The 23,293-nt window shown below is 49.5% G+C and carries 17 protein-coding genes; 12 read left to right on the top strand and 5 right to left on the bottom strand.

From position 1 onward, the window contains the following. Positions 1-174: 174 nt before the first annotated feature. The 5 genes from ACXPUX_RS04260 to ACXPUX_RS04240 form a co-directional block, all read right to left on the bottom strand. Positions 175-1,071 (bottom strand): IS3 family transposase, encoded by an 897-nt coding sequence (locus tag ACXPUX_RS04260; RefSeq protein WP_173016548.1) that lies wholly within the window; start codon positions 1,069-1,071, stop codon positions 175-177. Next, positions 1,020-1,376 carry a helix-turn-helix domain-containing protein gene (locus ACXPUX_RS04255; protein ID WP_173016547.1) on the bottom strand — a complete coding sequence of 119 codons (357 nt, stop codon included), beginning with the start codon at positions 1,374-1,376 and terminating at the stop codon, positions 1,020-1,022. Before ACXPUX_RS04255 ends, ACXPUX_RS04260 begins: the two co-directional genes overlap by 52 nt. A gap of 143 nt (positions 1,377-1,519) precedes the next feature. Further along, positions 1,520-2,716 (bottom strand): dicarboxylate/amino acid:cation symporter, encoded by a 1,197-nt coding sequence (locus tag ACXPUX_RS04250; RefSeq protein ID WP_458830284.1) that lies wholly within the window; start codon positions 2,714-2,716, stop codon positions 1,520-1,522. 51 nt (positions 2,717-2,767) lie between these two features. Then, positions 2,768-4,093 (bottom strand): L-cysteine desulfidase family protein, encoded by a 1,326-nt coding sequence (locus ACXPUX_RS04245; protein ID WP_458830282.1) that lies wholly within the window; start codon positions 4,091-4,093, stop codon positions 2,768-2,770. Positions 4,094-4,130: 37 nt separating this feature from the next. Then, positions 4,131-4,505, bottom strand: coding sequence for a RidA family protein (locus ACXPUX_RS04240; RefSeq protein WP_458830280.1), 375 nt, complete (start codon positions 4,503-4,505; stop codon positions 4,131-4,133). 277 nt (positions 4,506-4,782) lie between these two features. On the opposite strand from ACXPUX_RS04240, the gene ACXPUX_RS04235 reads away from it, so the two are divergent. The 12 genes from ACXPUX_RS04235 to pglZ all read left to right on the top strand — a co-directional run bounded on the left by ACXPUX_RS04235 (position 4,783) and on the right by pglZ (position 23,247). After that, positions 4,783-5,418: a helix-turn-helix transcriptional regulator gene (locus ACXPUX_RS04235; RefSeq protein WP_458830278.1), complete on the top strand. Its 636-nt coding sequence runs from the start codon at positions 4,783-4,785 to the stop codon at positions 5,416-5,418. Positions 5,419-5,623: 205 nt separating this feature from the next. Continuing rightward, positions 5,624-6,292: an alpha/beta hydrolase gene (locus tag ACXPUX_RS04230; protein ID WP_458831159.1), complete on the top strand. Its 669-nt coding sequence runs from the start codon at positions 5,624-5,626 to the stop codon at positions 6,290-6,292. After that, the gene (locus ACXPUX_RS04225; RefSeq protein ID WP_458830276.1) at positions 6,289-6,726 is read left to right on the top strand and encodes a YaiI/YqxD family protein; all 438 of its coding nucleotides are present in this window, start codon (positions 6,289-6,291) and stop codon (positions 6,724-6,726) included. The genes ACXPUX_RS04230 and ACXPUX_RS04225 overlap by 4 nt, the downstream gene beginning before the upstream one ends. A 447-nt stretch (positions 6,727-7,173) precedes the next feature. Continuing rightward, positions 7,174-8,055, top strand: coding sequence for a DUF6017 domain-containing protein (locus tag ACXPUX_RS04220; RefSeq protein WP_458830274.1), 882 nt, complete (start codon positions 7,174-7,176; stop codon positions 8,053-8,055). Positions 8,056-8,110: 55 nt separating this feature from the next. After that, on the top strand, positions 8,111-8,485 hold the full coding sequence (locus tag ACXPUX_RS04215; RefSeq protein WP_458830272.1) for a TnpV protein: 375 nt from the start codon (positions 8,111-8,113) through the stop codon (positions 8,483-8,485). Between the two features lie 63 nt (positions 8,486-8,548). Further along, the gene (locus tag ACXPUX_RS04210; RefSeq protein ID WP_458830270.1) at positions 8,549-9,361 is read left to right on the top strand and encodes a HipA domain-containing protein; all 813 of its coding nucleotides are present in this window, start codon (positions 8,549-8,551) and stop codon (positions 9,359-9,361) included. A 4-nt stretch (positions 9,362-9,365) separates the two neighbouring features. Beyond that, positions 9,366-9,755, top strand: coding sequence for a hypothetical protein (locus tag ACXPUX_RS04205; RefSeq protein ID WP_458830268.1), 390 nt, complete (start codon positions 9,366-9,368; stop codon positions 9,753-9,755). Between the two features lie 270 nt (positions 9,756-10,025). After that, positions 10,026-11,195 carry a Fic family protein gene (locus ACXPUX_RS04200; RefSeq protein WP_458830266.1) on the top strand — a complete coding sequence of 390 codons (1,170 nt, stop codon included), beginning with the start codon at positions 10,026-10,028 and terminating at the stop codon, positions 11,193-11,195. A gap of 226 nt (positions 11,196-11,421) precedes the next feature. Next, positions 11,422-14,256 (top strand): hypothetical protein, encoded by a 2,835-nt coding sequence (locus ACXPUX_RS04195; RefSeq protein ID WP_458830264.1) that lies wholly within the window; start codon positions 11,422-11,424, stop codon positions 14,254-14,256. Positions 14,257-14,310: 54 nt separating this feature from the next. Next, the gene (locus ACXPUX_RS04190) at positions 14,311-16,638 is read left to right on the top strand and encodes a phosphoadenosine phosphosulfate reductase domain-containing protein (protein WP_178685431.1); all 2,328 of its coding nucleotides are present in this window, start codon (positions 14,311-14,313) and stop codon (positions 16,636-16,638) included. A gap of 23 nt (positions 16,639-16,661) precedes the next feature. Then, positions 16,662-20,858: a hypothetical protein gene (locus ACXPUX_RS04185; protein ID WP_458830262.1), complete on the top strand. Its 4,197-nt coding sequence runs from the start codon at positions 16,662-16,664 to the stop codon at positions 20,856-20,858. Between the two features lie 16 nt (positions 20,859-20,874). Further along, positions 20,875-23,247, top strand: coding sequence for a BREX-4 system phosphatase PglZ (pglZ, locus tag ACXPUX_RS04180; RefSeq protein ID WP_458830260.1), 2,373 nt, complete (start codon positions 20,875-20,877; stop codon positions 23,245-23,247). Positions 23,248-23,293 lie beyond the last annotated feature (46 nt).

Here is a 23,293-nt window from a genome sequence, read left to right as displayed (position 1 = left end):
TGAAGTTTTAAGTGCAATGAGGAACCTTCTGGGTGTGCTCTTGGCTCTCCCTTTGGGAGAGCTGGCAAAGCCGTCAGGCTTTGACTGAGAGGGCGCAGCCACCTTCCTTTTACCGTACAAAAAGCCCCGGCGGCCGTTGCTGAAATGAACCCCAAAAGTTAGACAAAAATTGAATTAAGCAGCTCCAACGGTCTGAATCCTGTACTGTACAGGGCTCAGACCGTTTAGTTTTAATTTGATTCGGCGATTGTTGTAATAGTCGATGTAATCGACAATAGCCTTTTCGAGCTGGTCAATGGAATCAAATTTTTCCAGATAGAACAGCTCCGTCTTGAGCAGTCCGAAGAAGTTCTCGGCAACAGCATTGTCCAGACAAGTGGCTTTCCGAGACATACTTTGCGTAATTCCTTTTGCTTTCAGTAGATTCTGGTAGGACTTCATCTGGTATTGCCAGCCCTGATCCGAATGCAGAATCAGATTGTCAACCTTGTCCGGCAGCTTTTGAAAAGCACCTTCCAGCATATCCGTGATTTGCTTAAAGTTCGGATGGCGGCTCAGATTGTAGCTAACAACTTCGCCATTGAACAAATCAAGAATTGGAGACAGGTAGAGTTTCTGGTCGTTCACTTTGAACTCGGTAACATCTGTGACCCATTTCCGATTCGGCTGGTTTGTCTTGAAATGCCGTTCCAGCAGGTTTGGAGCTACTTCTCCAACTTCGCCTTTGTAAGAACTGTACTTCCTTTTTGCACGAACCTGACAGACTAAACCAAGCTGCTTCATAAGTTTCCGAACCGTCTTGTGGTTCACACAAATATCGTTGTTATGCAGTTCTTTTGTGATTCTGCGGTATCCGTATCGTTTTTTGTTCTCGTTGAAGATTATAACAATCTGTTCCTTTACCATTTGGTATTTGGCAGGATTCTGAGACTGGTGCAGATAGTAGTAGAACGTGCTGCGAGGAAGTCCGGCAAGTTGCAGCAGTGCTTTCAGAGGGTATTTCTGCCTTAGTTCCTGAACTACTTGTGCTTTCTGTTTTGGCGTTCCTCTTCCAGCACCAAGGCATTCAATTTTTTTAAGTAGTCGATTTCCATCCGAAGTCGCTGATTTTCTGCAATAAGATCTTCTTCTACTTGCTTATCCAGCTTTGGCTTCCGACCTTTCTGCGTCCCACTGGCGGCACAGGCTCGTCCTCGACGCTCTAACAGAAGCGCTTCTTCTCCTTCCTCCCAATAAATGCGCTCCCAGTCCCTGAGTGTACGGTCCGAAATGCCATATTCTCTGGACGCTCCCTTAAAGCTCAGGTTTTCTCTGTGGATTCGTTTAATGATTTCTACCTTCTGCGTTCCGTTGTACTTTCGTTGTCCCTTTGGCATACAAAAACACCCCATTTCCTAAACAGTATACCATACTGTCTAACAAATGGGGTGCAGTTCATGCGGTCGCCGGGGCTTTTCGGAGATTTCGGGGCTGTCTGTTCACAGTCTCTTGTAATTAAGGAGGAGTGCGCAGGTTTTTATCACAGGATCGGGCTTTCGATGTCGCCGGTATCGGCGATGCCGTGCTTCTCGGCGTAGCCGGTCAGCATCAGGGTCAGTGCGCCGTCACCGGTCACGTTGCAGGCGGTGCCGAAGCTGTCCTGCAGGGCGAAGATAGCCAGCATCAGAGCCGTACCGGCGTTGTCGAACATCAGAACACCGGTGATCAGACCCAGAGAAGCCATAACAGTGCCGCCGGGCACGCCGGGTGCGCCGATAGCGAAGATGCCGAGCAGCAGGCAGAACAGGATCATGGTGCCGACGCTGGGCAGCTTGCCGTACAGGATCTTGGAAACGGTCATGCAGAAGAACACCTCGGTCAGCACAGAGCCGCACAGGTGGATGTTGGCAAACAGGGGGATGCCGAAGCTGACCATGTCCTTACGCAGGACCTTGCTCTTGCGGGCACTCTCCAGCGCCACACCCAGCGTAGCAGCACTGGACATGGTACCGACAGCGGTCAGGTAAGCAGGGCCGTAGTGGCGCAGCACTTCCCAGGGGTTCTTGCCGGAGTACGCACCGGCCAGCAGGTACAGCACAGCCAGCCAGATGTAGTGACCGGCCATGACGATGACAATGATCTGCAGGAATGCGGGCAGCTGATGGGTGATGGTGCCCTCGTAGCTCAGGCCGCAGAAGGTGGCGGCAATGTAGAAGGGCAGCACAGGGATGATGACCTTGCTCACGATGTCCAGCACGATGTTCTGGAACTCGCTCAGGAAGTCGCAGGTCAGCTTGCTGTTGGTCCAGGTGGCAGCCAGACCAACCAGAACGCTCAGCACCAGAGCGCTCATGACGCTCATGATCTGGGGAATGTTCAGCTCAAAGACAACGCCCGGCAGCTCGCGCAGACCGGCAACATTGTTGTCGATGGACAGGTGGGGGATCAGGCCGTAGCCTGCGCCCATGCTCATGAAGGCTGCGCAGACAGAGGACACATAGGCGATGACGATGGCCACTGCCAGCAGACGGGAGGCGTTTTTGCCCAGCTTCGTGATGGACGGGGCAATGAAGCCGATGATGATCAGCGGTACACAGAAGGTAATGAGCTGACCCATGATGTGCTGCAGGGTCACCACAACGCCCATGATGCTCTCGTTGAACAGCTGGCCAAGGATGATACCAACAAAAATGCCCAGCAGAAGCCGGAAGGGCAGACTATTGAATAGCTTTTTCATAACTTTAGTACCTCTTTCTTTTTGCCCCGGAAAGGGGCTGGGTGGGGAGACTTATTCCGTCTCCGGGAGGTGTTTGTTCAGCATCAGATCAAGGATCACGCTGTCGCTGGTGCCGTGGGTGCTCAAGGTGGCAAAGTTGTCCAGCGTATATTCCACATTGTGCTCCACGATGCCGTCGGTGCTCTGCACCCGCACGCCGCGCACGCCCATGGCAGCTGCCTGACAGGCGGCGTTGACGCAGGTGGAGATCTTCAGTGCACAGTCGGCCTTTGCGCCATCGCATACCATGCCGGTGATATTGCCCACCATGTTCTGGATGGTGCAGCAAACCTCGTGGTAGCCGCCGCCCAGCAGATAGGCAATGCCGCAGGCTGCACCGGTGGCGGCTACGGTTGCGCCGCAAAGGTTGCTCAGGCGGCCAAACTTGGCCTTGATGCGGATCGCGATCAGGTTAGAAAGGGTCACGGCGCGGAGCATCTTCTCCTCGTCGATGTCCAGCCAGCGGGCAGTTGCTACCACAGGCATGGTAGCCGTGATGCCCTGATTGCCACTGCCGGAGTTTGCCACCACCGAGACCGGCGCGCCTGCCATGCGGGCGTCCGCACCGGCAGAAGCGATGACCATGGCGTTGGTGGTCAGGTCGCGGGTCATCAGACCCTTGCGGCAGTTCAGCTCCAGATTGCGGCCAATGGCAAGGCCGTACTCTTTGGAAAGACCCTCGTTGCTGATAGTCGTGTTCACCTGTACGGCGCTGCGGATGATGTCGATGGGGTCGTGCAGGGGGTCCAGCTCCTCAGTGCAGTAATCCCAGATGGAGCGGACGGTCAGAAATTCTGCGATCTGCTCCGGGGTCACCACATCGCTGTCCCCGGCTGCTGCGGGGCCTGCGTGCTGCTTGTCCAGCGTAGCCACGCCGTCCTGCTCCACCAGCACCACGTTGGTGTGCAAATCGCGCACCACCGCGCGTCCGGTGTGGCCGTCAGAAGTTACAAGCACTTCAACGTAGAGCTTCTGCGGCACCTGTGCCACCTCTACCTTGACCTTGCCTGCCTTGACAAGGGCTGCGGCTTCTTCCATCTGCTCCCGGGGCACATAGTTCATGACCTCCAGCAGGTGGACAGGGTCGCCGCCTACGGCACCAATGGCGGCGGCGTAATCCATGCCCTGATACGAGGTGCCCGGAATGCCTGCCGACATAGCGTTTTTGATAATGTTGATGCTGGCACGGACGGTCACGGCTTCTACCCGTGTGCCGCCCGCCTTGCGGAGTGCTGCGCCCGCCTCTGCGGCGGTGAGAGCGACTGCGCCGGGCTCCGTACAGCCGGTGGCCAGCTCCATCTCACTGTTCAGGATGCGAACGAACATCTGTTTATCCATTTGGTTCACCGTTTCTTTTCTTCCCGTGCGGGGGAACTTACTTTACAGCAATGCACTCGATCTCCAGCGGAGCGTCCTTGGGCAGCCTGCCCACCTGCACCGCACTGCGTGCGGGGTAGGGCTGCGCAAAGTACTCGCCGTACACCTTGTTCATCTCTGCAAAATCGTTGATGTCCGCCAGAAACACCGTGGTCTTGACCACATTGGCCAGCGTCATCTCCTGCTGTGCCAGAATGGCCTGGATGTTCTTGAGGGACTGTGCAGTCTGGGCGGCGATGCCTTCCGGGATCAGGCCGGTGGCCGGATCAATGGGCAGCTGCCCGGATACATAGACGGTCTGCCCCGCAGCGATGCCCTGCGAATAGGGTCCGATGGCAGCGGGAGCATTGGGGGTAACGATCACCTGTTTCATCCGATTTTTCTCCTTTTCCATTTGTTGGGAAGGGCTGTCCTTCCCTTGCTGACACTATCCTAACGCAGTGAGAATATTTTGTCAATAATATTTTCTTATCATGAGAACAAATTGTCGCGCATGACAAAAACTTCAGAAAAATGGCATCACTTTGACGAAACAATGGATACAACGCACCTTCTTATTGTAAAAAACTGTCACTTCTGCTATGATAGCAATAGAACACGCGTGAGAATTTTTTCTCACGCGCTCCAGCAGTACAAAAGAGGTGAACGGGATGGATGCAAGACTTGAGCCTTATCGCGTAGTGGTATCTTTTCTGGGGGAGGCGCTGGCCCCGGACTACGAGGTAGTGCTGCACGACCTTACCAGTGAGGACGGCACCATTGTTGCCATCGTCAACAACCACATCAGCGGCCGCACCGAGGGTGCGCCCCTTTCCAACATGGCGCTGCGCTTCATTCAGGAGCGGATGTACGAAAAGCAGGATTATCTGGCGGGCTATCAGGGTGCTTCACAGGCCAAGGGGCGTCTGCGCTCCTCCACCATGTTCATCAAGGACAACGGCCAGCTCATCGGGATGCTCTGCATCAACTTTGATGCCGGCAAGTACAGCCGCATCGCGCAGGAGCTGCTCACCCTCTGCGGCGCGCACACCGAGCCCTCCTCCACCGGCATCGGGGTGGAAAATTTCGTCAGTTCCCTGCCGGACGCCGTGCACAGCGCCATTGCCGAGGTGACCGGCAGCGCCGGGCTGCCGCCCGACCGGCTGACCATGGAGGAAAAGATCCGCATCGTGGAGTCCTTGCACCACGCGGGCATCTTTTATATGAAAGGTGCCGTCAGCGAGGTCGCCGCTCAGCTGGGCTCCTCGGAAGCCACCATCTACCGCTACCTGAGCAAGCTGAAGTGAGCTGCGAACGAACTGTTTCCCGAAAAAGAAATCGCCCACTTAAGCGAAGAGGGGCAGTATCTTTGTGCCAACGAGGGGATTCCACAGTACGAAGACGCTGCTTGCCACGGCTATGAACGCCTTTTGAATTGCAAAATGATTTTTCAGTTGCTATACTGGGCTTATCGAAAATTTTCGGGAGGATGCCGCAGTGACTGCACAGACAATGCAAATCGGGAACCAACCTTGCCGCATTTACGGCGAGCCCCATGCAGAATACCTACTGCTCCAAATGACCGGCGAACACGAGCTGCAAAGCATGGAAAGCGAGGTTGCCGCTATTGCACAGAGTGCGCACCACTTTCTGTTTGCGGCCATCCCGGTGGAAAACTGGAACGATGCACTTTCTCCGTGGAAGTCTCCTGCCGTGTGGGGAAAGCAAGGTTTCGGCGGCAAGGCTGCGGACACTTTGCGCTTTCTGACGGAACAGGTCATGCCAACGCTGAAACAACAGTTCAATCTCCCGGAAAACGTCAAAATCATTCTGGGCGGCTATTCGCTGGCGGGATTGTTTGCATTGTGGGCATCCACCCAGACTGATCTGTTCTACGGTGTCGCTGCCGCCTCGCCCTCTGTTTGGTTTCCGGGCTGGATGGAGTTTGAACAGCGGCACCCGATACAGGCACAGCACATTTATCTGAGCCTTGGCGACAAGGAAGAGCACACGAAAAACACTGTCATGGCTGCGGTGGGGGATAGCATCCGCACCCTGCACAGCCAGCTTACAGCGCGTGGAGTAGACTGCACCCTTGAATGGAACAGCGGCGGGCATTTCAAAGACGCCGACCTGCGCACTGCGAAAGCCTTTCGGTGGACGATGGAGGAACACACATGACCATTTTGATTGATGCAGACGGCTGCCCGGTGGTGGATTTGACTTTGCAGATTGCAAAGCGGTTTTACGTTCCGGTCATCATCCTGTGCGACACCGCTCACCAAATCGAGCGGGAAGGTGCGAAGACGCTGGTGTTCGATAAAGGAGCAGACAGCGTGGACTTTGCTCTCGTCAACCGGGTAAAGCCGGGGGATATCGTCGTGACACAGGACTACGGTCTGGCGAGTATGTGCCTTGCCAAGTGCGCCCGGGTGCTGAATCAGAACGGTCTGGAATACACCGCCGACAACATAGACGCTCTCATGCTGCGGCGGTATGAAAACAAAAAGCTCCTCCGCGCAGGAAAGCACCCCAAGGGGAGCCCAAAGCGGACGAAGGAGCAGGATGTCAGGTTTACGGATACGCTTGAGAAGATCTTGAACTGCAACCATTGATACATCCTTTTGGAGGGATGGAAAAACAAAAAAGCACCAGCCTGAGCCGGTGCTTTTTATTGGCGGAGATGGTGGGATTCGAACCCACGTGCCCGGTTAAGGACAAAACGATTTCGAGTCTTTGAAATTGTTGGATGAAGCTGGTCCCTCGCGGCTGTCATTGGCAGCTGAGGGCATTTTTGTAATCTCCCAAAAGGCACGTCACACCGCAATTTGTAGGCAAAATTCGGCCACTTTTTGCGAAATGACGTTAGAAAAGCCTTTTTCACACGGGGCGTCAACGGCTGCATTTCAGGTGTAGTTGTGTTAGATGTCCGTTAGAAATATGCAGTGCTGCCGTTGCTGTGCCAGCTCACAGCAGGCTTCCCTGTCTGAACGCAGCGTTTCCCGAAAGCCGGGAAATGCTGCGTTTTCTCTTGCCCGCATTGGGCTGAAAGGGAAGCCGCCATGTCAACATTCCGCGTCAATAAAAACGTCAACTACACCGTTATGAGCAACCACCACCTGCAGGATAAGAGGCTGTCCCTGAAAGCCAAGGGACTGCTGTCCTATATGCTCTCCCTGCCGGACGATTGGGATTACAGCCTGAAGGGACTGACCGTTGGTTGCAAAGATGGTCTGGACAGTGTACGCACCGCTGTTCTGGAACTGGAAGAACGCGGCTATGTCCGCCGTCAGAAAGTCCGCAATGCCAAAGGACAGATCATCGACTACGATTATCAGGTCTACGAATCGCCTGTCGAGGACGCTCCTGCCGTTCCCGGCAAGGAAGGCGAGCCGTCGGACCCGTCCGCATCCAAAAGTCCGAAAAGCCGCATGAAGCCTTGTTCTTCACCATTTTTGGATTTTCCAAATTTGGCTGAGCCCAATTTGGAAAAGGCAACGCAACAAAATACTACTAAACAAAATACTAAAAGACAAAGTACTAATCTATCAGGGCCGACAGGCGAATCCGCGGATTTTGAGCAGATGGAAGCACAGGTGCGGGAGGAGTTTCGGGAACGGCTGGAGATCGACACCCTTGCCCAGCGGTATGACCCCGACAAGCTGGAGGAACTGCTGGACAACATTGTGGAGATGTACTGCTGTCCACAGCAGACCCAGTATGTCGGCAAGCAGCCGCAGACCACCAAAGCCATCCGGCTGCGGCTGGACAAGCTGACCAGCCAACACGTTGAGTACATCTTCGATGTGATGTCCAACACGACCCAGCCCATCAAGAACATCATGGCCTATCTGCGTACTACCATCCTGAACGCCCCCACCACGATGGAGCACTACTATCAGGCGCAGGGCAACTGGCTGACCGCACAGAGCCGGAAGAAGTGAGCGCCATTTTTCACAAAGACCACAACACACGTTGAAAATGCAAAGGAGATTCATAATGAAAGACATGAACACCGTCCGCAACGATATCCACTATGCACAGGTCGGAGATTATCAGCTGCCCCTGCTCACCCTGCCGCAGACCGACGATACCGAACCACTGGGCAAGTATGGCCGGATGCGTCTGGCCTATCTCAAAAATCAGCGTCCGGTGCTGTACAATCAGATGCTGCTGAACGGTACGCTCTGGCCGCATTTGCAGGATGTCCAGAAAACAGCCTGCGAGTGGCTGGAACGTACGATGACCACTCTGTTAGACAAGTACCCCGCGCCAGACAAAGAACGCTCACAGCTTCTCTGGGTGGCGCACATGAATGGGCTGAAAGCACAGACGGAAGAAGTGGTGGTGAGGGAAGTCCTGTATGCAGAATGAAACCACGATTCATCTTGTCTATCCATCCAAACATGGTATAATGGAACAAAGGAGCGTGATACCATGAGCCCAATCGAAGTCCCTGCAAAAATCCAGTTGGTCGAAAAGCGCGAAACACGCACAAGCCGTGGAATGCTCTCAAAGGGCTGGTATCGCGTGGATGACCAGCTTGTTATGGTCAAAGGCAACTCCATCACAGCGGCCGGAACGGCTGGATATGAGCCATATTCTGAGGTGATGGCATCGCTGATTGCGCAGGTTCTGGGTCTGCCTCATGTGGAATACGCCCTGATGCCTGCCAAACTCTTTCCCGACATTCAGACCTATTCCTGCGATGTGGTCAGCGTCTGCCCCAAGTTCACAACGGACGATGAACAGCTGTATCATTTTGCAGACTTGGCTGATGCCCATTTCCTTGCCAGCGGTCGAGCCGCTTCACCGGAAGCATTGTTCCAGTATGCGATAGAACTATATGGTAAGAAGTGGCTTTATCAAATGCTGGCATTTGACGCCTTTATCGGCAACGAAGACCGCCACGAAAACAATTTTGATGTGATCGTCCGGGATGGAAAAAATTATGCTCCGCCTATTTACGACAATGGCGGTAGTCTGCTTGCGTGGGCATCGGATGAAGAATTGACTGACACGAAGCTCCGTTATCAGTTCGACAAATCGAAGCCGTTCCGCAGCCGTCATGCCCAGCAGATCAAGCTGATCGACGAGCCGGTGTTGCCTGTGCGTGATCTGGATACGCTGTATACAGAAATCATTCAGGCTATTTCGCCTATTCTTGCATTATTGAGCGAAAAAAGAGCATCTGCGATCCGCCAGTATCTGAAATACCGTCTGCACTACCTGAAATCTGCCATGGGGTGATAAAATGGCCTACCTGAAATTGATGATGGATGAAAAGGAAATCGCTCATCTGAGCGAAGATGGGCAGTCTCTTTGCGCAAATGAGGGCGTGCCGCAGTATTATCTGCCCCTGAACCTTTTCATCGGTGACAAACGCAAAGTCCCATTGGTCGATGTGGTCGTTTGGGCAAAGAAGCGAATCTTCCCGAAAAATCGGATGGACTGTAAAGAGATTCTGAAAATGATGGGACTGCCGGACTACAATGCATGGGAAATCGTCAAGCGCACCAACGCCTGCCTGATGGAAGACCCCTATTGGCTGCAATTCAGCGAAGATGAGACCTTTGAGGACACCTCACGCGGCAGGGCAAGAAGGATCATGACCGAATGTCAGAAGCCTGCTGATACCAATTAGTATCATTTATAACAACGTTAGGGCAAAGCTCACATCCCCTTCACTTTAAGTCAGCGTTTGCCGCCGTACATACCTGCCCTTTGGGGACGTTCAAATTTTTTCAAAACAGAATCCCTTAATCGCCTTGCTTTTCTCTTAAAATGCGGCCAATTTTAAGGGAAAGCGCATTGAGTAAGGTCTGAATCAGCTTTACTTGCTTGACTTTTTTGTTGGTTGTCAGTATATTGATACCAATTGGTATCAATATGTATCAGTTATGAGGTGACAGGAATGGATGGAGCCAAATTTGCAAAAATGCTTTCAGACAAGCATCTGTTCGAGCTGGATCGGATGGAGTATAAATATTCTGTCTCTAGTGTCAAGGAGTTTATAGGGTTGCTCCGTCAGAATCTCGCTCAACCTTTGCCTTTGGCTGATTTTTCCAGTGATGAACTGTTCTATCTGCCCAATCTGGCTCAAATCTCCACCAACGGCATGAAGCAGCTTCTTTCTGTTCCCGCAAGCAATCAGTCCTTTGGGTTGCAGGCCATGACTGAGGAGATCCACGCAACCTTCCAAATCGAAAGCATTCGCTCCTCACGCAACAGCATCCGGCATATTCTGAATGGCTACGCCCCGCGTAATGAGGAAGAATCGCGTATTTATGGCATGAAGCGTGGTTTGGACTTCATTGCCGACCGCCAGAATGCGATTACGGAAGAAAACTTGCACCAACTTTACCAAATCAGCTCCGGCGACTATCTGCCGGATGAAGACCGCCTGTTGCCTGACCATTTTTACCGGAATGCTCCCGTTTATGTTATCGGCGGCGAAGAAAGTCGGGAGGGACTTCCGGTGCAGCAGCTCCCGGATGCCATGAAACGGCTGGTTGATTTCGCCAATGCCAAAGATGGCATCAACGAGTTGCACAAAGCCGCTATCCTGCATTTTGCTTTCGCCTACTATCACCCCTATTTTGATGGCAATGGCCGCACGGCTCGGCTGCTCCACCTTTGGTATCTTGTTCAGCAGGGCTATCCAGCAGCACTGTTCACGCCGTTTTCCCACTATATTGCTGAGAGCAAGTCAGCCTACTACAAAGCCTATGACCGTGTCGAAAAGAATGCTCTTATCTCCGGCTACACGGATGTAACGCCGTTCCTGTCCTACTTCTGCAACGAAGTCTATAACCGTCTGCAAGTCGATGTGATGCCGCCGCAGACAGAGCTTCAAGTATATCAGACAGCCCTTTCGGAAGGAAAAATCACCGAGAAAGAACGGCTGCTTTGGGAATATGTTCTGTCTGCCTACGGCACGGAGGAGTTCACCACCAAGCAGCTGGAAAAAGACTTCCGCAATGCTGCCTATGCCACGATCCGGACGTTCGTGATGAAGTTCCACGAGATGGGATTGCTGGCAGCAAGGAAAGCCGGAAACCGAGTATATTATAAAGTAAGATAAATTATTGATTTGAGCCGCAGGTGATATTATTTCATTCTGCGGCTTTTTTGTTGCAAATCTTCAGATTTGTGTCGAAATCACTTGTGTGTCGTCCTGCTCAATGCTATAATTACAATGTTGAAGTGTTTATATTTTGTGCATGTTGCACAATTTAAGATGTTTGTGTGATGACATTCTGTAAACACCATCTTTTTACGCCCGGATTTCCTGAAAGGCCAAAACAAAAATGATCTTTTCTGAAAAAAGCGAAACTCCAAACTTGACTGACTATCTCAAAGCAAAGCCAGACTCCGTAGTTTACTACGGCGACAAAAAATCCACCGCGAGCTGGCAGTTGCTTTACTTTATTGCGCTCAAACTGATTGCGGCAAAGCATCCGGATGAATTAATGCGCCTTGAAAGGAAAAGCATTTTAGGGGATAAGATTGAAATTGGAAGCGAAATTGAGATTCGGGAGTTTTCGCATCCACTCGGCATTATGCGGAAGCCGGATGGAAAATGGCTTTTTGCTGAAACAGACTTCAATGTGCAACAAATTCTGCTCCGCCTGAAAAAGCTGATGGAGATCTGTAAAGACCCATTGGACACAATGGTAATCTATTTCTCCGCAAATCAGTCACAAAATGCAACCTTGCGCACCGATAAATCAGATTCCCCTATGATTCGGAAATCGCTGTCTGAAATTTTCCGGCCGGAAGTTTCCAAAGTAGCACCTACTGTGACCTCGGCTGAACAGCAATATATGCAATGGCTGATTCAAAAAGGTGAGAAGCCTTCAGAAGCGCAAGCTGCTTTTTCCATGACGGAGAAAGTCATCAACCGGCTTCAGATATCTGCCAAGCGACTTTTCTCAGTGACAAGTGCCGTTGAACTCAAATACATTCTCTCTGCTCTGCGGCGTACACCGCAGTGGCACTATTTTTCGTCAAGACAGCAAAACCAAATCGTGCATACGATTGATCTGTATCGAGAATTTCGGGAAAGCTCAGCGAAAGCACTGGCAAATGCGCAAGCTGCATCAACAGTGCAGCCGCCCGATACAGCTTCGACCTCTCATCCCTCCGTGTTGCCTGCCCCTGCTTTGTCCGGTTCGCAGAAAATTTCTTCTCCGGAAAAATTCTCCTGCGCAGGAGCAAATCCTCTTGAAGTGCTGTTTGATGGCAAACACATCGAAGTGAAAACATGGAAAGATGTGTATGTCGCAGGTGTCAAGGAACTGTACAGCCGCTATCCTCAAAAGTTCATTTCGCTCATCGGCGACCCGGACAACAAAACTGGTGTCTATATTGAAACTGCCTATCGGGCCCATAAACTGAAAGGGCTGAAGGTCCTCACCAAAAACAGTGCAGGGCAGTGGCTTTATCTGGAAACCGAGAAAACCCCGGATGAAGCCATGACAAGCCTTTATAAGCTCCTGGATCATTGTGGAGTTGCGCATACTGCACTTTCGGTTCAGTGCAAAAAGGCTGAATCGGATGTACCGGTCACAGTGACCGACGTTTCGATTCCCCAAGTGGTTTCTTCTGCGCCAGCAAAACCGATTGCCAAGCCTGTTGCTGCGCCTGTTGAAAAAACAGCTGTACGGACACCGCCCAACGCAAACAGTTCCGCTTTTTATCAATGGATGCGGAACGAGATGCATCTGGCAGAATCCTCCTCACGGAGCTATGCCTCTGCGATCAACAACTGTGAACAGCTGGCTCGGCAAATCGGCTTGGACAGCACGGCTCTTTATGGCGTATCCCTTGACGTTGCAACACGCACGAAAGATCTGTTGACTGCCACAAAGGAATATACCGCAACCAACGCCAGACAGAACAATCGGCTGCGGGCCGCACTGGCAAAATACATACAGTATCTTTCTGTGCCGGAAAGCACTTCTACGAAAAAAGAGCCAATCGCTTCTAAGCCTGTTGCAACACCCATGCAAGCACCCGCAGTCATTTCTCCGGTCTCTCAGGAATTGATTCGGGATGTTGAAAAGGTCGTGCTGGATGCAGATTTGGACGGCATTGCACTGTCAGATCTCTATGGAAAAATCCATGCATCGGACTATGCCATTCGGGAGGCTGTTTCGGCATCTTCCAAAATCGTATCACTGGCAGGCAAACTCTACCACGAGGATGCCTTTGTAGATTGGGACGATGGTGCCAGTCAGATGGAGCAGCTTTTGGAAAAACTTATGGAGCGGAACAACGGCTATGTTTCGGATACGCAGCTCTATGAATATGTTCGTGCCGAAATGCAGATGTTCCTGAATGATAATGGCATCAGTAGTTCCGCAATGGTTTATGACCTCGCTCGCCACCTGTTCGAGAAGGTCGGATATCACGGAACGCATTACTCTTTTGGCAATAAGACGCATATCTCGCGTGGTGGCGACGAGCAGATTGGTTCGGTTCTCGATGTGATGCGCCGTTATGCACGGGAACAGGATGGAATGTTTGTGGAGGAGGATCTGATTCAATATCTGCAAAATGTCGGGCTGAAAACTGGCAATCTGCACGGCCAGATGAAGTTGAATGAAGAACCGATTTTCCTCTATTACCAGCCAGATGTGCTGATTACCGGGGAAAGTTTGCAACTGAATGAAGCATGGTTTGCCAAAGCGCAGCAGGCTCTGGATAAGCTGTTCTCCGATTTAGGGGATCACATTGTTCTGCGCGATATCCAGCCGTGGTGGTACAGTTTGCTCCCGGCTTTGCCCGGTGACCGACCGTGGACACCTTTACTGTTGCAAAGCATTCTGGGCTTTTACAGCAAAAAGCTGGGCAATGCTAAGACGATCTGCGGTATGGCCAGCCAATCCAAGGATACCCTGCACGCCATGCTGGTGAGCGGCTCCAGTGAAGTCCAGACTTTTTCGGATGCCGTTGCAGCGTGGTATGTCGATGACGGCATCACAGGAAAACGGTTCCAAGCAGAAGATCTGCGTGAACTTCTGGTCAAGCGTGGGCTTCTTGCTGGCAGTGAATTGTATGGCAGACTTCACAAGGCACTTGCCAACGATCCCCGTTTTGCATGGAGTGCAGACAATACCACCGTGACAATCAATTTGTAAATAGAAAACGAACGCCAGAAAATCTCTGGCGCAAGAGAGGAATGAAAAGCCGCCGTGTACGGTTATGAATGGACGGAAGAGAACGGCATCTTCCGGCTGACGATCAATGCAAAAATTCAAAAAGAAATTCGCCCGGTATTCCATGAAGAATTGGACTTCTTCGGGATGGATCAATACTGGGATTATCCCAAAGATACAACTGCCCCGCTGCTTTGGGCAGAGGGTGTTCGTCGATATGTTCTGAACGGTGTCTGCGTGGCTGAGGCGCAGGGAGGAGGTTTCTATACAAAACCGACGATCAAGCGTTTAACAGAGGAACGTCTGAAACTCGTTCCTATTGATACGGATCGGCTCTATGAAGTCAACCGGCAAATTATGCTGAGTCTGGAGCAAAAGGCAGTCCAATTTATCCAGACACAGTACGAGCACTATCTTCCGTTAGGGTTCTCATTTGTCTGTGCATTTTCGGGCGGCAAGGACTCTCTGGTTTTGCTTGACCTGATGACAAAAGCGCTTGCTCCAAAGGATTATTATGTTGTGTTCAGTAATACCGGCATGGAACTTTCCGATACGTTAAAAACTTTTGTCGATGCGCAAAAACACTGGCCTGGTGTTCGTTTCAAAGAAGCAAAGTGCCATATGGATATGGAAGAATCTTGGAATGAATTTGGACCGCCAGCCAGTAAATTGCGCTGGTGCTGTTCTGTCCGAAAGTCCGTTCCCACATTGATGCTACTGTCCGAACTAACAGGAAAAGATACAAAAGCTGTTGTATTTGATGGCGTTCGAGCAGAGGAAAGTTTACGAAGATCAAAATATACAGAGGTTGGTGAGGGCGTTAAAAATATTCAGCAAGTCAACTGTCATGCGATTTTAAAGTGGTCATCAGCCGAGATTTTTGTATATGCACTAAAGAAAAATGTATTGTTAAATAACGCCTATCGGCATGGTATCTATCGTGTCGGTTGCAAGGTATGCCCTATGTCTGCAAAATGGCAGGATTCTCTTATCTCTTTTAATTATCCTGATGAAGTCAAGAGCCAGTTGCGGATGCTCGAAGATATGACCCTTTTCGCAAAAGGAAAGATTGACAAAAAATACATTGAAGACGGCGGCTGGCAAGCGCGTGCTGGAGGAAAAATTCTCAAACAGGGCGAAAATAGAGTTTCGGAAGAAATAACAGCAACCTCCATCGTCTTCCGTATAAAGAACGCTCGTCAAAATTGGAATAGCGTTCTTCCCATTTGGGGTATTCCTGTTGATGATGACGGAAAGCGAATTACCGTTAAAACGAAACATGGTAATTTTGAAATGAACTATCGGGAAGAAAATGGGCAGCAAATTGTATCAATAAGCCCATTTTTTCAGCTGGATAGATTTGATATCTCGACATTACGCAGTATTGCCAATAAAACAGCTTACTGTGTAGGTTGCAAAGCGTGTACGCCACAGTGTCCTACTGGTGCATATCAGATTATTGATGGAAAGATTGTTATTCGCGCCAATCGCTGTGTTCACTGTTATAATTGCTGCACTTATACCGATAAAGGCTGTATGGTTGCAAAGTCGTTGTTTGTGAGAGGAGAAAACATGGAAAACCCGGATAAATACAGAAATTTTGGATTTCGACAGTCGTTTTATTCTCATTTTGTTGATACGGGAGTGGATTGCTTTGACTTGCCAGATCAAGATAAAGTTTTAGGCAAAGATCAGTATAAAGCATTAAAACAATGGGTTGCTGAATCTGGAATTTTGAAGATAGAGACGAAAGGTTCAAAGAAAGTTGTTTTGCCGGAACTGACGGTGCTTGGAAACAAGCTCATCAATATTGGCGTCTATAACCCATTTGGATGGGCGGTCATGTGGGCTAATCTTGCGTATAACTCTATTGTCGTCAATGCATTTTGTCTTAATATTGGTGTTGGAGAAACCTTCAATAAGGATGATATTGTCGGTATTTTGAAATATGATAACGCTACCGCCTGTGACCATGCAGCGAACTCTCTGCTTTCAACATTTAGAGATTCTCCTATTGGTTCTTCACTGATGCAGGGAATTCAGCTTGATAAAGACTATTACCGTGCCGGATGGGAATACCCCCATGCGGTTGCTTTGCTGTATGCACTTTATCTCTATGCTGAGCATACTGGCCGTAAGAGCTTTACTTTCTCTGAGCTGGTCAATGCACACAGCAATCCGGATGCAAAGGGAATCTCTCCTGCGGATATCTACGGCATTGATGTGAAGAAGTTCCGCGAAGATGTGCAGGGCTTGGCAATCAGTTTCCCGAAGCACATCCGGGTTTCCTTTGTGGCAAATCTGGACAACATCATTCTGGAAGATTATTCTTCCGACGATATTATTGATCTGGCCGAGGAATAAAAAATCGAGAGGAGTTTGCGGTCATGGCATATAACAAGCAGTACAAGGACTTCCTTGAAATCAGCCCCAACTTCGAGTCGGTTGTGGACATTGATGCGGATAAGCGAAATCAAAACCTGTGGCGGGAATATATTGTTGGCGACGACATGGAAAATCTGGTGGATGTTCTATGTCAGTCGCTTGGCAATGAGGCCCCGGATGCCCGGAGATCGTTTTGGGTGCATGGCTCTTACGGCACTGGTAAAAGCTATGCAGCTATTTTTGTAAAGCACCTGCTGGAAGAAAAGCCGGAAGTAATCGACGAGTTCCTGTCGAAGTCCTCTCGGCTATCCAAATATCGCAATCGCTTTATGAAGTGCCGCAACAAGGGCGATTATCTGATGATCTGGAAGACCGGCTGTACGGGCATTCGCACCGGCGACATGATGCTGGTAGAAGCAGAGCAGGCTGTCCGTGAAGCTCTGGTTGCCAAGTTTGGCGATAAGGCCGATTTGGGTGGCGCATCGTTGATCAGTGCTGTGACCGATAAGTTGAATGATGCGTCTATCAACTGGGATCATGTGATTGAGAATACGATCCTGAGTGATGATTACTCCTCGGTGGAAGAACTGCGTGCTGCAGTTTCCGCTGGCAAGTTGTCTGCCATCCAGACGACTGCTATGGTTCTGCGTGACATGAAGTTTGGCTTGATTTCCAATCTGGACACGTTTGAAAATTGGCTGACAGAAGTCATTGATGCCAACGGCCTTGCCAAGAGCGGTATCTTCTTTATCTGGGATGAGTTCACCGAGTATGTTGCACACAGCGATGACCATACCATCATGCAGCAGCTCTCTGAATTCTGCAAAGTCAAGCCGTTCTTTATGCTCTATGTTGTTCATCGTTCGGATGAGATGGTCGATAGCATGGGCAAAGACCGCTATCAGATGATCACCAACCGTTTCCACACGGTAGAATTCCACATCAGTGCATCCGCTGCGCTGGATTTGATCGCGGGGTCTATTGTTGTGCGCAACGGTATGCAAAACGCATGGGCTGATGAACGCAATCAGGTTGTCAACGATTTCAAGAAATTCCTGCCAGATCTGGTTGGTCTGGATGACAAGACCGGCGAAATGATCGACAAGCTGTGCCCCATCCACCCTATGACGATTCGGTTGCTTTCTCGTGTGGCGGAGAGCTTTGCTGCTGCGCAGCGTACCATGTTCCGCTTTATGAAGGATCAATCGAATTCTGACATTGGCTTTGTCGGATATATCAACCACTACGGCCCGGATGATGAAGCACGCTGGCTCACCCCGGAATGGCTGTGGGATTATTTCTTCACCCGCGAAAGCGACTTTAGCGATAAAGATACGAAAGTTGCACCTTATATCCAGCATTATGAGGAAAGCCTGCATCTTGTTGAAAGTGATGAGGATGCGCTGCGCCTGTTCAAAATCGTGATGCTGCTGCTTGCTGTTTCTTCCACTACTAAAGGCGCATATGGTGTGCGTCATATGCAGGGTGGCATTGCTGCAACGCTGGACTGTCTGGAAAACTGTGTAGCTGGTGTACTTAGCAAAGATAAAGTGCGTGACCTGCTTGCTACTTTGGAGGAAAGCAAGCTGGTACTTCAAGATCAGGCTGCTAATGGTACGATTCGGCTTCAACTCCCGTTCAAGGGTGGCTCTGGCGATGCATTCCGGGTCAAGTTTGAAAATAACGACCGGAAATATTCTCGGTATCAGATGTTTGCCAAGGATGGCCGCTTCTCCAACGAGCTGGAAAAGAAGGTCTGGGACGAAAACGATGCGACCTTCAAACGCATGAAGATTGCTGTTTGCTGTGCAGAAACCAATTCTATCAATAATCGTCTTGCCGAGGTAAAGGCAGAATTGGTAAAATCGCCTTACAAACTGGGTCTGCTGATTGTCACAGTAAAGGATGATCCGCAGTATAGCGCGATCCAGAATACGCTGGCTCACGCTGCCGCCGATGCAAATGAACCCCGGTTGACGATTGCTCTGCTCAAGACGCCTCTTAGTGACGAGAATCGTAAAGCATGGCTGACACAGCTTACCAAAATGGAGCTTGCTAATGAGAGTGGGCAAACTGCATCTGCAAATGGCTACAAGCTGGAAAGCGAAAAAGTGGTCAACACATGGACTGCGCAGGCTACTGGCGGCGGCAAACTCGTGGCATGGAATGGCACCAATATGTTCAATAATCTCTATGGCACGGCAAATTTGCGCCATACCATCATTACACAGGTTCTGAACAATGTTTTCCCCTACGCCCCGGAACAGATCGTCAAAATGGTTACCGCCTATAAACCTTGCAACGATGCTGCACCGGCAGCGGGTATTGCTCGTAAAGGCGCAACCACCCAGATGCAAAGCGTTTTGAACAGCATCTCTCCGGAAATTCTGCAATTTACGGAGATTGACGGAATAGCCAACGCTACGGGCGATAAAACCGTAACAGCTGTTTCTGCGCTCGCAAAGGTCATTCGTGATAAGATGGATTCCGGTCAGCGTGTGATTCTGAGCGACTTGTGGCGTGAACTGCAGGAGCCGCCATTTGGTTATTATAATACGATTGCCTGCGGCATCCTGCTTGGCCTGATCTTCTCCTGCTACAAAAACACAGCCTTCAGTTGGACGGATAGCGTCCAGAGTACGCACATTTTGAACGAACAAACTCTCAAGAGCATGATTCTGTCCATGTGCAAAGGTTCCCTCAACTCGGACTATCTATCTGCCGGCAGTATCACGTTCCAGCACTTCCGCGATTACGTTAAAGACATTATAAATTTGACCGATGCACAGGTTGCAACAGAAGCCGAATGTTGCCGTAATATGCGCGCCGCTATTACCCAGTCTGGCGCACCGTTCTGGGCATTAAAGTATCTCCCGGACGGAACGTATGGACCCAACACTGATAAAGCAAACACGATCATCAATGAAATGCAGCAGTTTATTTCGGCTGATATTGACCGTGAAGCTATTATGAACGATGTCCTTCTGAATTTCCAGAGTCGCGGAAAAGTCAAGGTTGCTATGCGAAAGGCATTTCAGGATAAGGCTGTCATGTCTACTGCATTCCGCAATTTCTTGTATTCTTCCTCCCCCGCACTGGCCGATGTTGCCACAACGCTTTCCATCCAGCCGGTGGATTTGAGCGACCGTCTGCATCTTAGCATGCAGGGTGAAATTTATACATGGACCGAGCAGCAAGTTGCGGATAAGCTGGCTGACATCGTGAATGAATATCAGTATCTGGTTGAGGTTGACCATGCATTAGGACAAAACTACCGCAATTTAGAAGATGCCCGCAAAGATTTGGCAAACCGTTTCAAGTATCAGCGTATTCCTTTCACCGCAGTTGAGGATATCCAGAAGCCCTGGTATCCTGCGTTAAAGGCTCTCCGTACACTATCTCTTGGAAAAGTCGCCCACCTGACCGCTGATGAGCGCAATGCGGATGCTGCCGCTCTGCGCAGCTATGGCAAGGCGGCAAACGACTTCCTGACCGACAGCAAACCCACACTTGCTGATATTCTGGATGCCCGTGATGTAAGTTGTACCGCTGAGGAACTGGACGCTATTTACTCCGGCCTGAAAAGCACGCCGTTTGATGCGACTCTCACCCAATTCAATCACCTGCTGGATCAGCAGGTTGCTCGTATCGGACAAGCTCGCAATCGCAGTAAGCTGAAGGCACTGTGGGAAAGCGTTACAGGGAAGGAGTCTGTCAAGGCATGGTGCGACTCTTTCTCGACACCTATTTTCTGGGTAATTCCAAAAGAACTACGCAAACCGATTCACACGGTCATTGACCTTCAGAGCGGTATAACTACTCCTCGTGATACAGAGGTCATTGCTGCAATTGATGCTTTGCAGAATGAGAAAGCTCGTGTTTTGACGGAGGCCCAAAAGGTATACGCCGCTCTTTATGAAACCGTTGGCTCTGAGTATGTTACCTATTTTAAGGTACATCGCCCAGAATTGCTTGCCAAGTTGAAGCTGTCTCACGGAAATGATATGAGTACTTGGGAAGCACCAGAACTCAGTCGGCTTCAATCTATGATGAAGTCGGCCATCCAACAGCAGGCTCGACAGGAAAAATTGCAGAATACTAAGAATGAAATTGCTGAAATGCCTGTAAGTCGTTTGCGTGAGAACATCGCCAGTTTTCTGGATAGCCACCCTGAATACTGCGATGAGTTTCTAAAATAAGGAAAGGAGCAAAACTATGACGGTAGATCAAGTCATTGATACGTTGAAATTGGAAAAGCAGCAACGTGTGCCCAGCCGTTTTCCTTGCCGTGCTATCATGGTCGGAAATATTGCTGAATATTGCGATCTTCTGGAAAAGCTGAAAACAATTCCCAATGTGGAAGTGGTTCCTTCAGACGTGCTGTTTTCCTCTGCTGATGTGCTACCTGCCTATGACAGTCTTATGGATTCCCAATATAAAGACAAATGGTTGATTCTCCCCGGCGTGAGCGAATACCTTCGGCTTTTTTCCAGAGGTGAGACTCAGCGTCAACGCTTTATAAAGCTCTGGCGTTATATGGGATATGGCTCTGATCTTGGTCGAATCATCATTCCTCTCTGGGGATGTAGGGCCCAATGGCATGATAAAGACCTTCACCTCGATGGTGATGAACGGCAGAAAGACTTTTTCTTTGACTGTACTACCGACATATCCGACCCACAAACCCTGAAAATTCTCGTTTTGTCAAAGCAATTTGACAAATATCAAAACACCCTTGTAAACGCAGCCAACAAAGTATTTTCTGGCATACGAAGCTGGTATGAATACTGGTTGAACCCGTCTGTACAGTATTCAGAGTATGTCCTAATCACCGGGAGATTGCGCGATATGCAATCTACGGCAGGAGATATCTCAGTTCATGTTTTACCAGATACATTGTCTTTTATCCGTGCTTATCTTCAGGGAGGAGAAGTATTAACTTCAGAAAACTGCCCGGATGAATCAGTCAATTTGTTATTTCCTTATGCGCTCCAAAAGAAAAGTCTTGACGAAGCTATCCTTAACTGCCTGAATCTTGTTTATTTTCAAAATACAGATGTCATGGGAAAATGGGCAACGATGAAGACCGGTCAAAAACAGCTTGTGATGCTTTGGATGCAGCTACATCAGCAAGACGACTATCTCTCTTATTGCGTCCGCAAGGCAAAAAACGAAAATGATCTAGTAGATAATATTTATCATGACATTTTCTCTCTTCGTCTCCGACATCCTGAATGGGAAAAAGAAAGTCAGGATTTGATGTCTGCACTGAATCTGTCTAAAGATCCCGCATTTTTCAAGGCATTGGATGAAATCCCTGATTACAAGCTCCGGCTTTGCTATCTGACAGGAAATACTCAGGCTGAACGCATTTATCTGATTCATATGATTGGAGAATGGCTGAGGATGGATGCTCAACAGGCTTTGTCCTGCTCGGAGGTTCAGTCTGCTTATCCTGAGCTTTATGCTTATCTACAACACACTGAACTGTTTAAGGATAGTGACTCTGAGCGGTACTTTGATTCCTACAAGTCTTATAAACTTTCAAATCGCTTGCCGCAGGATGAGGATATTTATTTTTCAAACTTTGATATAAATTCTTATCCCTATCGCTATACGTTGCTTAGCGATTCGATAACAACGGACAGCGTTATTTTATGGATTGATGCACTTGGCGCCGAATGGCTTTCCTTGCTTTGCTGGACATTGCAAAAAGACAATAATGGTCAGATAAAATCCGTTGCTCTGGCACAGAGCTGCTTGCCAACGGAAACGGAATACAATGACCAGTGGAATAAAATGGATACGCCGCATGACAAACTTGATAAGTTGGACAAGTTGGCGCACCATGGCGTAATTGATGATCCAAGTTATTATGCCTGCATTCAGGAACAGTTTGCGTTCTTTTCCAAAGTCGTCGATAAGGTTGAGGAGCTGTTTCAAAAATACCATCGGGTAATTATTACGGGAGATCACGGAAGCAGTCGCCTTGCTGCGAGGTTTTTCCATGCAAGGGAGGGCTACCCTGCGCCAGCATCTTCTCAGGTGTGCAGTCATGGTCGATTTTGTATTTTTAATGGAGCTAAAATCATTTCTAGCTCCAATCAAGTGATCGCTAAAGACTCAGATGGAAATCAATATCTGATTTTCAAAAATTACGATCATTTTAAGCAGTCTGGCTTTGCCGCCGGCGGCGATGATGAAAATGCACAATACGGCGAACTTCATGGCGGCGCTTCACCTGAAGAGTTGCTTGTTCCTGTGGTTGTATTTGACAGCATCCACGAGCTACCACTTACTGCGACATGGAAAAAAGATTCTATCAAGTTTTCTATGAAAAAAGCCAAACCAGTTATTCTGTTCAATAAACCCGTTCAAAATGTTCAAGCTAGTCTTGGAAGTGTCGATGGTATCTGCACTCCTATAGACACAGTTGGTAAGGAATGGATGATAGTTTTCTCTGAAAACAAGGCTGAAGCCACAAAGAATTTTAAATACGATCCGATTATTATAGCCGATGGAAAAGTTGTCCATGTTCCATCACTGGAAATAAATCCCGCTCTTGGGGGAGGAGATTTCGACCTTTAATGCGCGTAAAGAAAAAAGTATGTTGTGATTGTGGTAAGGTTCTAAC

This window comes from Faecalibacterium sp. PGM34 (genome assembly GCF_054456555.1).
The sequence above is the reverse complement of the archived record's forward strand: the minus strand, read 5'-3'. Positions and strand labels throughout refer to the sequence as shown.

Excerpts from the sequence above, each read along its gene's own strand:
- ACXPUX_RS04230 (WP_458831159.1), top strand. The coding sequence starts at position 5,624 with ATGCAAATCGGGAACCAACCTTGCCGCATTTACGGCGAGCCCCATGCA.
- pglZ (WP_458830260.1), top strand. The coding sequence starts at position 20,875 with ATGACGGTAGATCAAGTCATTGATACGTTGAAATTGGAAAAGCAGCAA.
- ACXPUX_RS04185 (WP_458830262.1), top strand. The coding sequence starts at position 16,662 with ATGGCATATAACAAGCAGTACAAGGACTTCCTTGAAATCAGCCCCAAC.
- ACXPUX_RS04215 (WP_458830272.1), top strand. The coding sequence starts at position 8,111 with ATGAAAGACATGAACACCGTCCGCAACGATATCCACTATGCACAGGTC.
- ACXPUX_RS04200 (WP_458830266.1), top strand. The coding sequence starts at position 10,026 with ATGGATGGAGCCAAATTTGCAAAAATGCTTTCAGACAAGCATCTGTTC.
- ACXPUX_RS04225 (WP_458830276.1), top strand. The coding sequence starts at position 6,289 with ATGACCATTTTGATTGATGCAGACGGCTGCCCGGTGGTGGATTTGACT.
- ACXPUX_RS04255 (WP_173016547.1), bottom strand. The coding sequence starts at position 1,376 with ATGCCAAAGGGACAACGAAAGTACAACGGAACGCAGAAGGTAGAAATC.
- ACXPUX_RS04195 (WP_458830264.1), top strand. The coding sequence starts at position 11,422 with ATGATCTTTTCTGAAAAAAGCGAAACTCCAAACTTGACTGACTATCTC.
- ACXPUX_RS04240 (WP_458830280.1), bottom strand. The coding sequence starts at position 4,505 with ATGAAACAGGTGATCGTTACCCCCAATGCTCCCGCTGCCATCGGACCC.
- ACXPUX_RS04250 (WP_458830284.1), bottom strand. The coding sequence starts at position 2,716 with ATGAAAAAGCTATTCAATAGTCTGCCCTTCCGGCTTCTGCTGGGCATT.
- ACXPUX_RS04235 (WP_458830278.1), top strand. The coding sequence starts at position 4,783 with ATGGATGCAAGACTTGAGCCTTATCGCGTAGTGGTATCTTTTCTGGGG.
- ACXPUX_RS04205 (WP_458830268.1), top strand. The coding sequence starts at position 9,366 with ATGGCCTACCTGAAATTGATGATGGATGAAAAGGAAATCGCTCATCTG.
- ACXPUX_RS04245 (WP_458830282.1), bottom strand. The coding sequence starts at position 4,093 with ATGGATAAACAGATGTTCGTTCGCATCCTGAACAGTGAGATGGAGCTG.
- ACXPUX_RS04210 (WP_458830270.1), top strand. The coding sequence starts at position 8,549 with ATGAGCCCAATCGAAGTCCCTGCAAAAATCCAGTTGGTCGAAAAGCGC.
- ACXPUX_RS04220 (WP_458830274.1), top strand. The coding sequence starts at position 7,174 with ATGTCAACATTCCGCGTCAATAAAAACGTCAACTACACCGTTATGAGC.